Raw genomic sequence first — 13,272 nt, 5'->3', positions numbered from 1 at the left:
ATTGAAATGTCACAGGGTGGTCCAGCACGAAATCAGGCGTCCGTTCCGCATCGTGTGGATGTGCCGATTGTGCATGTCGCCCATTGTGCGAAATATTCGCTCCCGGCGATAGCCAAGCCACCTTTGCGATCGAGTTCGGCTAGAATCTTGGGATATGAAAGATTCATCTGTTGCACCCGTTTTCCTGTTCGATCCCGCCCGGCAGCGGCGATTGATTGATGGTTTGGTCGGCCGTGTTGCCGCATCACGCGGTGACCACGAACGGTTGCTGTCGGCGCAGTCGGCTCAGCACCAGGATCTCGAACGCAAACTCGCCGAACAACTCGCTGCCGTCCGGCAAAATTGTCAGCAGGATCGTCATAGCACGCTCAAGCAGTGGGACGAAGCCCAAGAGGAGGCGATCGCCGCTTACGAATCCGCCACCATCGAAACCCGCGACCAGTTGCGGCGGATTCGGATGAAATATCGCAAGGCGGCCAAAGAGCAGACCGAGGTCATCGAGGGCAAGGTTGAAAAACGCCTGATCGCGATCGAGCATCAATACAAACAGCGTAAAGGCCAGCCCAAGAAACAGCAGGCAGCTCAATATCAACAACTCGACGAAGCCCTCGCAGCGGGAAACGCGGACCTTCAGTGGGCACGCGATCTGACCATGCGACGGCTCGATCAGTTGCTCGACATCGCGTATCCCAAGGACCCGCACATCGAGTTTCAGGAGCAGGAACCCACCACGGTTCGCGACGCGGTCGAATTGATCATCCGGCAGAACCGCCGCATCAAATCCGTCACGGTTGACATGCAAAAGGGGTTTGCGTCGAAAGTTGTCGACTCGTTTTACCTGCCGGCCGGAGTGGCTGTTTTCATCGCGGTCGGCGGAATCGTGATGCTGACGGTGAAGCCCGAGCCGTTGATCTGGTGGCTGATCGGTTTGGTCGCCGTGGCTGGGGTGCTCGGGTTCACGATTTACGCGATCTTGCTGTTTCCACTGCGGAAGATGACCCGCAAACTGCATCCGCTTTCCGAACGGATTCGCCACTCTGCCGAAACCGCGGTCGTGCAGGGCAAAGCGATTTCGAAAAAGCTCGCCGAGGAGGCGGCCAAAGAGTTGCTCGATCGCCGCAAAGCACACACAGCCGAAGCGGCGCGTTGGAAACGCGACCAACTCGCCGACATGCAAAAGAAGCTCGACGCTGCCCAAGCTGAGGAGCAAGCGAAGCTCCAAGCCCAACTCGAGCGGATCGACGCCCAGTTCCGTAGCGGTTTCGCAACGTTGCAGCGAACGATGAAGGAACGCGCCGACGCGATCGCTTCCAACATCTCTCAGACGTTGACGCAAACGGGCGCCGCCGCGGGACAAACCCGCCAGGAAACGCTTCAGAACCACCAGCAAACGCTCGAATCACTGGGGGCTCGACTGGAAACGGGGCTGCGCCGTGGGATGAATCGCATCCGCGCCGCTACCGATCTGGTTCAGTACCGATTTCCGCCGTGGCAGCAGATTCTGTCGTCGCCGCCTGATCCACACGAGTCGATCGATTTCTTGCCCTTAGGGCAAATCCGGTTGGGATTGCGGCTGAAGCACAAATTTGACGAGGCACTCGGCTATTCCCACGACAGCGATTCGCCCGCCGAAGCGGATATCTTGTCGAAAATACAGATCCCCGACACGATGCCGTTGGCGATCCACCGCCGCCGTCATTCGGGAGTGCTGATCGAAACGCCTTCGGAGAAACTCGATGAAGCGATCGATATCGCCCACCAAGTCTTGTGGCGATTGCTCAGCAGCGCGATGCCGGGTCGGGCGCGGGTGACGTTGATCGACGCCAACAGTCGCGGGCAACATTTCGCCAGCTTCATGGCTCTTGCCGATCATGACCCGTTGTTGATCCACCACCGGGTCTGGACGACCAGCGATAAGATCACCCAACGGCTTGCGGAATTGACGCAGCACGTTGAAAACGTCGTGCAGGCGAGCTTGCGAGATCGATTCGAACGGATCGAAGACTACAACGAGGTCGCCGGCTCACTCGCTGAACCCTATCACGCGATCGCCGCGGTCGGTTTTCCCGATGGGCTTTCGCGGGAGTCATACATGCACTTGCGTTCGCTGATTCAGAGCGGTACGCGGTGTGGCGTGTTCGTGATCTTGGTGATCGAGAAAGATAAAGCATGGCCGCCCGACATGCCTTCGCTGCAGAGCGAAAAACTGCTGCGAATCGGCTATCGAGAAGCAGCCGAGGCGAAACATGTCGCGGCCACGCCGCCGTCCTCCGGTGCAAAGAATGGTGAGCCATCCGCGGATTCCTACATTGAACCGCCCGCGGCGGCACACTGGGTGTGTGAATCGGATGGGCTCGAGGACCTCGAGTTCTGGCCCACGCCGCCACCACCGTCCGAAGTTCGTGATCCGCTGATCCGGCGGATCGGCAAGGCGTCGTTGGATGCCGCGCGCGTTGTCGTGGAGCTGGAAACATTGTTGCCCGGGGGCCATGTGCCCAAGACGGAGGAAACGCTGCGGACGGATCACGGGATCGCGATTACGATCGGTAGTCAGGGTGCCGGGCGGACTCGCAGTTTGCTGCTCGGTGAAGGTGTCCGGCAACACGTCTTGATCGCGGGCAAGACGGGCTCGGGAAAGAGTACTTTGCTGCACAGCATCATCACCGCGGGTGCGGCTCAATACACACCGGATCAGTTGCAGTTTTACTTGCTCGACTTTAAAAAAGGCGTCGAGTTCAAAATCTATGCCGATACCGGGCTGCCGCATGCACGCGTGATCGGGATCGAAAGCGAACGGGAGTTCGGACGCAGCGTGCTACAGCGGCTCGATGCCGAACTCACCTCGCGAGGTGAAGCGTTTCGTGACGCCAGTGTGCAGGAAGTTGCGGAGTTTCGTGAGAAGCGACCTGACGTCACCATGCCACGACTCATTCTTGTTATCGACGAATTTCAAGAACTCTTCACCCGCGACGATACCCTCGCGGCCGACTGCACGGCGCTGCTCGATCGGTTGGTTCGGCAAGGACGATCGTTCGGAATCCATGTCATCCTGAGCAGCCAGTCGTTGGCAGGGGCGAACAGCTTGCCGCGGGCAACGCTCGGTCAAATGGCGGTCCGCGTGGCGATGCAGTGCAGCGAATCGGACGCCGCCATGATTCTCGCCGATGACAACACGGCTGCCCGTTTGCTGTCTCGCCCCGGCGAAGCGATCTACAACGACGCCAGCGGATTGCTCGAAGGAAATCATCCGTTCCAGGTCGCGTGGTTGGGACCGAAGACACACGAGACGATGCTGAACGAGATCACCAATCGTGATTCCAAATTCCACGAATCGCTCGAAGCACCGATCGTGTTTGAAGGCAATCGTCCGGGACGCTTTACAGCGAAACTGGCTCGCGCGGCGATTCAAGCCGCCACGCCTTCGGATCGCGTGGTCGGTCTGCTCGGCGAAGCGGTCGAACTCGGGCCGCCCACGACGCTTCGTATGCAATCGGACACGGGGCGGAACGCGTTATTGGTGGCACCGCCCAAGATGCGAGTCGGTATCGTCGGCACGCTCCTCGCGTCTGCGGTCAAACACTCGCCGGATCTCTCCATCGTTCTACTTGACGGATCGCGAGCCGACGATGGGGTGTCGACGGCGGACTGGATCCGTGAGTCGGGAATTGCGGCGCAGATCGTAAAGACCCGCGATGCGGAGTCACGTGTGATCGAATTGTCCAATCTCGTCGCTGCTCGCGTTGCCAAAGAAACCGGGCGCGACGTCGAGGCGTTGCCGCAGCAACCCACTGACCATCAGAAATTCACGGGGTCATTTGCATTGGACAATCCGTCCGGTGCCGCCGACGCACAAGCGGGCTCGCCGGCGGAGGTGCCAGCCGCTGCGCCGGAGCCGATCGATGACGACGGCCGCACGATGTTGGTGATCGTCGACGCTCTCGACCGTATGCGGGATTTGCGACAAAGCGAACAACTCGATTTTTCGCTCGATGCAGCCTACAAACAGAGCGGCAGCAAAGCGTTTCAATCGATCTTGCGGGATGGACCGTCCGTCGGCGTCTTTGTGTTGGTCACATTGCCTTCGGCCGAAATCCTCTCACGGTGGTTGCCGCGGCAGAGCCAGCATGATCTCGAGTTGCGGTTGGTCGGGCCGATCAATGCATCGGATTCGTCGACCCTGATTGATTCGCCAGCGGCGTCTGAGCTTTCCCCCGCCACCATGATTCTCTACGACGATGCCGATGGCCGCACCACGAAGTTTCGGATTTGTGACCCGCCGTCGCGCGACGAGATTCAGACGCTACTCAATTGATGCGTGTTTGCCGGTGCCCGGGGGGAACGTGCCCCGACTTAACACGTTCGCGACAGCTCGGAGTGGGTTGGCTATTGCCGTCGGCGTTCTTCTTGTACTTTTGATGATGCCCACGATCACCCACGGCGAATCGCCACTACCCCGTTCGCAGACGATTCGCGTCGCATCGATGAACGTATCACTGTACGGTGACGTCGCGGGCCAAACGGCGGCTCGACTCGCCGGTGGCGCCGATGGTCAAGCGATCAAACTGTCGCGAATCATCCGCACCATCCGCCCGGATATTTTGCTGTTATGCGAAATCGATCATGAGCCTGACGCAGTCACCGTCAATCGGTTCGCCGATGGTTACTTGAATGCGACTCGTGCTGATTCCACGCAGCCAATCGATTACCCGTATCGATGGTCGATCCCGACCAACACCGGGCAGATCGCGGGGTTGGATCTCGACAACGACGGGAAAACGATTCTGCCTAATGACGCTTGGGGTTTCGGGTTGTATCCAGGACAATACGCAATGGCGGTGCTGAGTCGATTTCCGATCGATCGCAACGCTACCCGAACGTTTCAGAATTTCCTCTGGTCGGATTTACCCGGAGCGCTGCGACCAATCGATCCAGAATCGGGCGAGGTTTATTACAGTGACGTGGTTTGGAAGCGGTTGCGTTTGTCGAGCAAGAATCATGCGGACGTGCCGATTGAGATTCCTCAATCCGGTGGCGGCACACGGACATTGCACCTTCTCGTCAGTCATCCGACTCCGCCGGTGTTTGATGGGCCGGAAGACCGCAATGGCCGACGCAATCATGACGAGATTCGGTTTTGGCGTGAGTACGTTTGCTCGCCCGAAGCGGATTTTTTGATCGACGATGCGGGGGTGTCCGGCGGTCTCAAGCGGGATGAGTGGTTCGTCATCGCGGGCGATTTGAATTCCGACCCTGTCCACGGTGACAGCCGTCAAGAAGGGATTCGAGATTTGCTGCGGTGTCCGCGAGTGCGAGACGTTGCGCCGGAGAGTGCAGCCCATGGCGTAGCAACCGCATTGTTCGGAACTCGGCGGGTGCGAGTCGATTACGTATTGCCATCGGTCGATATCGAGGTCACCGAGAGTGGTGTGGTTTGGCCTGAACCGGACTCACCGCTGGGACGATGCCTCGACGCGACCGACCACCGCATGGTATGGATTGATTTCCAAATCCCCTCGGAATGAATCCTTAGCCAACATGATGCTCCAGCAAATCGAAGTACCCGACTCCGTCAAATCGATTGACTATCACGACGGAGCGGAGCGTGTGGTTGATTTTGCCAATGAAGCGATCGAGGCGTTTATGTTGTCGGACGACATCCCGATTGAGAATTTCGTCACCTGTGATTTTCATCTGCTCGATCAATCGCTCACGTGGATCGAGCAGCAGCATCTGCTCGCTGGTAATCGCTTTTGCGAATGGGGCGCCGGGTTTGGGGTGGGGGCGATGTTGGCGGCACTGCATGGAATGGAGTCGGTCGGTATCGAGATCGAACCGCGTTTGGTGAAACAGGCCAACCATGTCGCAGATTCGCTCGCTATCTCGGCGCATGTCTATGGAGGCAGCTTTGTGCCACGGGACGTTGAGGGGCTCGAGGATTTCGCCGGTGAAATCAAAAATGTGGATACCGATGAAGGTGACATCTACGACGAGATCGGTTTCGATATCGCAGATTTTGATTTGATCTTTGCCTTCCCCTGGCCGGGCGAGCACGAATTTTTCGAGCACATTTTTGCTGCTTGTGCTTCAACGGGGGCGTTGCTACTGACGTATCGAGGACGTGAGGGGATGAACCTGATTCGTAAGTGTTAACGAAACGCGATGGTTGTCCCCCTTTTCGGTCATCGTATAGAGCGAGACGACCGCAATTGGCTATCCAGTTGCCGAGGTCCAGTTGTCTGGGGAAATCAGATAGGGTTAACATCTGGCGTCTCGCCGTTCGGCTCACCGCGCTTTTTCACCCTTCTCAGGTCACCACGTCATGCTACTCAGCCAGCTCATTCATCCTGAAATCACTGCCGTCCTCGCCGCATCGGGACATCACAGCACGATACTGATTGCCGATGGGAATTATCCGGCGCTGAACAAACGCGGCCCCAACGCCAAATTGATCAGCATGAATTTGACGCCCGGTGTGATCACGTGCGACCAAGCGTTGCGGGCGATTCTGTCGGCAGTGCCGATCGAAGCCGCGATGACGATGGAAACCGAAGCATCGGGGCCGTACGCACTCGATGGTGATCCGCCGGTATGGAACGACTACCGCAAATCGCTGCGTGAAGCCGGCTCGCAAGTGGAACTGAAGCCCCTCGAAAAATGGGCGTTCTATGAGCACGTCATCACGCCCGATCACGTTTTGACGATTCAGACCGCGGACCAACAGCGGTACGCCAATCTGCTGTTAGTGGTCGGCGTGCGGATGGACGAAGCAGTCTAGAGACGCATTTGCTTGCTAGGCACGCGAATTCGCTTTGCTAATTTTTCGTTTGATTTTTGCCGCTTCAACCCACTAAACTTGGGTTTCGGTTCTGTCATTTTGTACAGGTGGGCGGTCTTGCGCAGCCGGGCCGAGGTCGATCGATTGCTACGTTTCTTTTCGAGGCAACGATACCGTCGAGGGATCTTGCTGCCGGCAGGGGGCCGTAAAAAGCCTGACCGTTGGGCATTCGAGTGACCGCGTGTGGGGCTTGGCCAGGCAAGACGAACCGCGTTTCCGGGTGGTTGCAGGGGGATGTTTTGAGTCAAAGAGGTGAAAGGACCGGGCCGCTGTATCGGCCTGGGGTTCAAATTGCGTTAATCAGCGCCGTTGTGTGGGGCGTCTGGGGAGCGTTGTTGCCGCCATCTCATTCGGGGGGTGGCGAGGACGCAGGTCAACGTGTCCATCGCGCTACACTGGATCAGACGACGAAACCGTTAATGAAGATTCGACTCAATCGAGCAGATCGCCGTGAATTGGCTTTGTTGCCGAGTGTCGGTCCTCACATGGCGGCGCGTATCGAGGGGCATCGTCAGCAGCAAGGCGCTTTTGAGTCTTGGACTGATTTCAACAGTATCCTGGGAGTCGGCGCCGCCACGATTCAGGTCATCGAGCCGTGGTGCGAGATTGACCAAATCGATCCTGGGTTCTATCGTTCGCACAGCGAAATTGAGTTATCCCCTCCGCCGCAACACACTGGATTGGTGAGATGGCATTAGCCGAAGATAAAGTCCGCGAAGCACTGAAAGAGGTCATTGACCCGGAATTGTACGTGAATATCGTCGACCTCGGGTTGGTTTACGTTGTCGACGTTGGTGACGAAAAGGAGGATGGTCGGCACGATGTGCATGTCGAAATGACACTGACCAGCCCCATGTGTCCCGCTGGGCCTCAGTTAGTTGCCGGTACCAAGGCGGCCGCCGAATCGTTGGAAGAAGTCGAACAGTGTGAAGTCAAAGTGGTGATGGAACCGGCGTGGTCCCCCGAGCGGATGACGGACGAAGCCCGGGACCACTTAGGCATCTACTAACAGGCTCTCGCATTGCTCCAGCATTCTCTTGAGATTCGCGTCGCCTATCAGGAAACGGATGGTCAGCGACGGGTCCATCACGCGAATTATCTCAACTATTTCGAACGTGGTCGGGTGGAGATGCTGCGCAGCTTTGGCCACGATTACAAAGCCATCGAAGATAGCGGCTTGATGTTGGTGGTCACGGAAATGAATGTCCGTTATTTCGCTCCAGCGGATTTTGATGATGTCCTGACCGTGACCACGAAAGTCGTCGAATTGAGAAAAGTTCGAATGCGGCATCGGTATGAGATTCGGCGTGGTGATATGCTATTGGTCGAAGCCGACTCGGTGATCGCGTGCGTGGATCGGACGGGAAAGCTTGCCCGGCTGCCCGATCTGTCCCCGAAATATCAGTCCGACAAAGAACTCGCCTCGTGAAATCAAACCCCAAGCAGTACGTTTCCAAGTTCGTTGTGGCATTGTGCGCCCTCGTCAGTACCACCGGCTGCGGACCTGAGCGTTTGAAGCCCGAAGACCTTCCTCGACGAGAGCGTGACGAGGTGATCATTCCGGCGCCGACACAAAGTGAACAAGCGATGGCGGGGCGTGAGACTCCGTCTGAACCAGACGCCGCACCGGAGCCCGACGCGGACGCATTGCGTGATGAAGCATTCCGCGAAGCGGCGATGCAGGGTGACTTGAACGCGGTAAAGAAATTCGCGGCTGAGGGTTCGGAAATCGACGCGGTCGGGCCCGGCGGACGAACCGCTCTTCAGTTGGCCGCGTTCGATGGGCATTTGAAAACAGTCAATTGGTTGATCGATCAGCACGCGGAGGTCAATCATCGTGATGAGTTCGGCCGAACCGCGTTGATGTATGCCGCGACGGGACCAAATGCGTCGACGGTGAAAGCTCTGCTGGGAGCGGGCGCGGATATCGAACTGGTCGACGGCGATGAGCATTTCAACGCGTTGATGTTTGCCGCAGCGGAAGGCCAAGTCGAGGTCGTGAAGATCTTGCTCGATGGCGGCGCCGACCGTGACGTGAAAGACATCGATGGCGAAACCGCGATGGATTTCGCAACAGCGAACGGTCATGAAGCCGTGATCGAGTTGCTCGCCCGTTAAGGCGAGAAGTTGCGACCCGACTCGATCATTGCCCGCGTTTCGATCAAGTTGTCGACGAGGCTATCGACGTGTTCCAATTGATGCGCCGCCGAAAGTGACACGCGCAGCCTGGCGGTGCCTTCGGGAACGGTCGGGGGCCGGATCGCCGGGACGTAAAATCCACGTTGGCGGAGTGCTCCGCTCAAGTCGACAGCGTCCTGATCGCCGCCGATGATGATGGGGACGATCGGAATGCCTCGTTCGAGATCGCTCGCATTGGTGTTCGATGCCGTCGCCTGCGGCGCATGGAGTGCCGCGATCCGCTCGCGCAAGTGTGCTGCGAGGTGCGCCACGTGTAGTCGCCGGTCGTTCCATTCGGCCATGGTGGTCACCACTTCGCATGCCCCCGCGGCGGTTTGCGGTGCGAGTGCGGTGCTAAAGATCAGCGTTCGACAAAACTGAATCAGATAGTCAATCACGACCTGGGGACCGGCGACAAATCCGCCTTGGTGGCCGATCGCTTTGCTGAGTGTTCCGATACGAATCGCGATTTGGTCCTGTAATCCCATCGCTTCGCAGAGTCCGCCGCCACGGGTGCCAAGCACGCCCGTTCCGTGGGCTTCATCGACGAGCAATTGCCCGTCATGTTTGGCCGCGATTGGGACGAGTTTGTCCAGCGGAGCCGCGTCACCGTCCATGCTGAAGACACCATCGGTGACGATCCAAACGTGGCGAAAATCGGACCGCCGAAGATTTAGAAAGTCTTCGATAAACGCGACGTCACGATGAGGGTAGACCTCGCAGTGCGCCTTCGACGCACGACAGCCGTCGATCAACGACGCATGATTGAGTTGGTCACTGAGGATTAAATCGTTTTCGCGGCACAGTGTTGCCACGGTTCCGCTGCAGGCTGCGTAGCCGGAAGGGAAGATCACCGCCGCCTCGGTCTTTTCCACGCGAGCGATCTCGCGGGCTAATTGATCATGCTGTGGCGTCCATCCACACACCAACGCACTGGCGGTTGCCCCAGGTGCTGCATCTGGTGTGCCCTCGCTGGTGAGAAGGCGGTTGGTTAGGCGATCGGCGACGACACCGAGGTAATCGTTGCCACCGAAATTCAGAAGGCGGTTGGAGTGATCGTCCAACAGGTATGGACCGCTGACGCATTGAACGGTCAACCTTCGGCGGCGGCCGAGGGTCGACATTTGCTGAAGCGTTTGAGCGAAATCGGTCACAGGATTTCGGATGGGCATGACAACAGGGCCGCGAACGAGGATGGCTGGCCGTTGAAGTGTACTCGCCCGTCTTAGACCGTTGCCATCCTTGCTTGCGTCATCTTCTCTCGAACCATCGAAACGGCGACGCCGAGAATCTCAGTCACGGTGGCGTTGTCGGTCTCATCCGTAGTTCTGGCGCTGCCGGTGGCTGAGTCCCAAACCCGCAAGACGACCCGACCATCGGAGAGTTTCGCAACGACGAGCGAGTTGTCGGTGCACTCCGCTTCCTGTTCGATAATCAGGAAATCGCCATCGAGTACGCCGTGGTCGGCAAACGTATTGCCCGAAACTTGGACAACAAAGCGTTCGCCGGTCGCGAGGGTTTTCCCCAGGTCGATCGCGTCAGTGGGGTTGGTATCAAGGTCGGAGGGGTGTTCTGAAACGATGCCCATTAGCGGCAAACCGGTGGTCGAACGTGCGTTCTCGCCGGTCAGTTCGATCGCCCGAGACTTGTTCGCTTTTCGCGAGATCAGTCCCTTGCGTTCGAGTGCACGCAGGTGGCACATGACTCCATTGGGACTTTTGATCCCGAAGTGTTCACCGATCTCTCGCACCGTCGGGCCGTAGCCTCGTTCTTGGATCAGTGAGCGGATGAGCTCATAAACCTTCTTTTGACGGTCTGTCAGTTGTGGCTTGGCCATAAAACCTCGTTAGGGGGAAAGTCCAACGGGATATCGGAGGGGAGAGGGGCGGGAGTGTTTCGTTCATGAACTATAGCTCACGAATCACTTTGACTACGAAATTCTCTTGCGGGAATCTCGGTCTACTGTTCACTTGTTCAGAAGCACTGCGAATGTGTGCGACTGTGTCTCACTGCGTGCGGCAAATAGCCGCCGTGCGAAAAATGAGCGGTAGTTTAGCCTTTCGCAAGTGTGGCGTATACGAGCGTGCAGAAAAATCCCCTGTATGGAATTTTTTTGAAAGAAAGGCAGCAGCCTTGTGACGCGATTCGTTCATGTCGAATTGGATGGTCCGCGTTTACTTCGACGCGTAGAACAGCAGCATGGCGATGCCGAACGGGATGCACCAATACGAGAACCAGTGCAGGCGGGCTTCGCGGCTCCAGCGGATCAGCCATTTGAGCGCGAAGATTCCGACGACGAATGCACACGCCGCTCCGATGAGCAGCGTGGTTATGGGGAGATCAGACGCCGCCTCGGTGCCATCAAGGAGGTCTTTGATTGCCAGTGTCGTGGCGCCGAGAATTGCGGGGATGGCCAGCAGAAAAGAGAACGTCACGGAGTCTTCATTGCTGAGTCCCATCAATCGACCGCCGACAATCGTCGACCCGCTACGGCTGATACCCGGCAGGATCGCGACGGCTTGAAAACATCCGACGACGAAAGCGCCGAGCCAACTCATGCCGGTGTATTCGCCTTCGCTCGGTTTCAGTTTTCCGAGCAGGATGAGCAGGACACCTGTAATGATCAGCATCGCCGAAGCGAGGATTGGGCTTTCGGTAAGCCAAGGGAATCCGCGTTTGATGGTCAGGCCGATTACGACGGCAGGCAGCGTGCCGACGACAAGGAGTCCGATGACTCGTCGGTCGCTCGTGAGCAGCTTGAGGATCCGGCGCCAATAAACAACGAGAATTGAGCCGAGCGTCCCCGCGTGCAAGATGATGACGAGGGTTGCCGATTCACCCAGTCCGCCCAGCAAATCATCCAGAATCACAAGGTGTCCTGATGAACTGATCGGTAAAAATTCAGCAATTCCCTGTACAACGGCGAGAATCAGTACACGAATGAGGTCAGGCACGTGTTTGGGCTGCGCAGAAAAGGGTGAAAAAGGAACGGGCATTGTCAATGTCGCGTTCCAAACTACTTTAGCTTTGCGTGCTGCCTACCGGTGGCAACGCAATTTTTCTTACATCTCTCATTCAACGATAGAACCTGTGACGAACGCCTCCGAAATTGACCGCTGTGACGAGCAGGACGAATGTGGTGATTGCGAAGTGATTCCGCAGAAAGACGCAACCCGCGTCCCAACCGGATCCGTCACAGGCGACGCGATCAACGTATTTCGCGGGTTTTGCATGGGTGCCGCCGATACCGTTCCCGGTGTCAGCGGCGGAACGGTCGCTCTGATTCTCGGCCATTACGACCGCCTGATCGCCGCAATCAGTCACGTTGATAGGGAAGCCATCGGGTTGGTCCGCGACGGTCGGTGGCGGAGTTTCGCCGACAAGCTCGATCTGCGGTTCACGCTCGCGCTCGCGATCGGCATCGTCGTCGGTATCGGATCACTGGCCGGTCTCATGCATCACCTGCTGTTGCACCGGATGAATGAAACGATGGCCGTCTTTTTCGGATTGGTCCTGGCGAGCGTTTGGGTCGTCCGCAGAAACGTTTCCCGTTGGTCGATCGGGCCGGTTGTGGGCGCCGTGGTGGGGATCGCAGTTGCTTTGGCGATCTCGAGGATCCCGGCGAGTCATGGCGAAATCAGTTTGGTGTACCTATTTGTGAGTGCCTCGATCGCGATCTGCGCGATGATCTTACCTGGCATCAGTGGGGCGTTCGTGTTGTTATTGCTGGGCGTGTATGAACCCGTGATCGGAATGATCAAGCAGTTCTTTAAACTCAACATCGATTTCGCGATGATCATGCGGTTGAGTGTCTTCACATTCGGGTGCGCATTTGGCTTGCTCGCGTTTTCTCGGTTGCTCAATTACCTGCTACGTCATCACCATAACCTGACCATGGCGACCTTGATCGGGTTGATGATTGGGTCGATCGCGCGGCTGTGGCCTTTGCAAGCCGTCACGCCTGAGACGGCAGACTTGGAACTCAAATTCCAAGAGCATGTGTTCATTTCTCCGGCGCAGTATGATGGTAGCCTGGTGATGTTGGCGGCGCTCGCCCTCGTCGCCGCGATCGTGGTGCTGGTCGCTGACCGAGTCACTCGCCACGCCACGGTCGAAGGCTAGCAATACCCCGCCACGTCGCAGAGTTTCTCCGAGGCTGTGAATCTATTCGCCGGCGGCGAAGCAATGTGCCCGTTTGCTCGGGACGTTGATCGTTTAAGTGTCTTTTTTAGCGGAACGGCGCAAGCGGGCTGTTGTTT

At 57.6% G+C, this 13,272-nt stretch carries 12 protein-coding genes; 9 read left to right on the top strand and 3 right to left on the bottom strand.

Going from position 1 to position 13,272, the window contains the following annotated elements; genetic code table 11:
- Positions 1-154 precede the first annotated feature (154 nt).
- The 8 genes from NB063_RS30480 (at position 155) to NB063_RS30445 (ending at position 8,953) form a co-directional block, all read left to right on the top strand.
- Positions 155-4,312, top strand: coding sequence for an FtsK/SpoIIIE domain-containing protein (locus tag NB063_RS30480; protein ID WP_250933317.1), 4,158 nt, complete (start codon positions 155-157; stop codon positions 4,310-4,312).
- Between the two features lie 106 nt (positions 4,313-4,418).
- On the top strand, positions 4,419-5,522 hold the full coding sequence (locus tag NB063_RS30475) for an endonuclease/exonuclease/phosphatase family protein (RefSeq protein ID WP_250933315.1): 1,104 nt from the start codon (positions 4,419-4,421) through the stop codon (positions 5,520-5,522).
- Positions 5,523-5,535: 13 nt separating this feature from the next.
- Complete coding sequence (locus NB063_RS30470) at positions 5,536-6,150, top strand: methyltransferase domain-containing protein (RefSeq protein WP_250933313.1); 615 nt, start codon at positions 5,536-5,538, stop codon at positions 6,148-6,150.
- A gap of 169 nt (positions 6,151-6,319) precedes the next feature.
- The gene (locus NB063_RS30465) at positions 6,320-6,775 is read left to right on the top strand and encodes an RbsD/FucU family protein (protein WP_250933310.1); all 456 of its coding nucleotides are present in this window, start codon (positions 6,320-6,322) and stop codon (positions 6,773-6,775) included.
- 479 nt (positions 6,776-7,254) lie between these two features.
- Positions 7,255-7,533 carry a ComEA family DNA-binding protein gene (locus NB063_RS30460; protein WP_250933308.1) on the top strand — a complete coding sequence of 93 codons (279 nt, stop codon included), beginning with the start codon at positions 7,255-7,257 and terminating at the stop codon, positions 7,531-7,533.
- A complete protein-coding gene (locus tag NB063_RS30455) occupies positions 7,524-7,844 on the top strand; it encodes a metal-sulfur cluster assembly factor (RefSeq protein ID WP_250933305.1) in 321 nt (106 codons plus the stop codon). The genes NB063_RS30460 and NB063_RS30455 overlap by 10 nt, the downstream gene beginning before the upstream one ends.
- Positions 7,845-7,856: 12 nt before the next feature.
- The gene (locus tag NB063_RS30450; protein WP_250933303.1) at positions 7,857-8,264 is read left to right on the top strand and encodes an acyl-CoA thioesterase; all 408 of its coding nucleotides are present in this window, start codon (positions 7,857-7,859) and stop codon (positions 8,262-8,264) included.
- Positions 8,261-8,953, top strand: coding sequence for an ankyrin repeat domain-containing protein (locus NB063_RS30445; protein WP_250933300.1), 693 nt, complete (start codon positions 8,261-8,263; stop codon positions 8,951-8,953). The genes NB063_RS30450 and NB063_RS30445 overlap by 4 nt, the downstream gene beginning before the upstream one ends.
- On the opposite strand, the gene NB063_RS30440 is transcribed toward NB063_RS30445, so the two are convergent.
- From NB063_RS30440 to NB063_RS30430, 3 genes are all read right to left on the bottom strand, one after another.
- Positions 8,950-10,185 (bottom strand): aminotransferase class I/II-fold pyridoxal phosphate-dependent enzyme, encoded by a 1,236-nt coding sequence (locus tag NB063_RS30440; RefSeq protein ID WP_250933298.1) that lies wholly within the window; start codon positions 10,183-10,185, stop codon positions 8,950-8,952. The genes NB063_RS30445 and NB063_RS30440 overlap by 4 nt on opposite strands.
- 53 nt (positions 10,186-10,238) lie before the next feature.
- Entirely contained in the window at positions 10,239-10,850 is a 612-nt protein-coding gene (gene lexA, locus NB063_RS30435) for a transcriptional repressor LexA (RefSeq protein ID WP_250933296.1), read from the bottom strand.
- A 337-nt stretch (positions 10,851-11,187) separates the two neighbouring features.
- The gene (locus NB063_RS30430; RefSeq protein ID WP_261367688.1) at positions 11,188-12,009 is read right to left on the bottom strand and encodes an undecaprenyl-diphosphate phosphatase; all 822 of its coding nucleotides are present in this window, start codon (positions 12,007-12,009) and stop codon (positions 11,188-11,190) included.
- Positions 12,010-12,163: 154 nt separating this feature from the next.
- Here NB063_RS30430 and NB063_RS30425 point away from each other — a divergent pair, with 154 nt between their 5' ends.
- A complete protein-coding gene (locus tag NB063_RS30425) occupies positions 12,164-13,135 on the top strand; it encodes a DUF368 domain-containing protein (RefSeq protein ID WP_250933354.1) in 972 nt (323 codons plus the stop codon).
- Positions 13,136-13,272 lie beyond the last annotated feature (137 nt).

The organism is Aporhodopirellula aestuarii (assembly GCF_023701485.1).
GTDB lineage: Bacteria > Planctomycetota > Planctomycetia > Pirellulales > Pirellulaceae > Rhodopirellula > Rhodopirellula aestuarii.
This window is presented reverse-complemented; position numbering and strand designations above follow the sequence as displayed.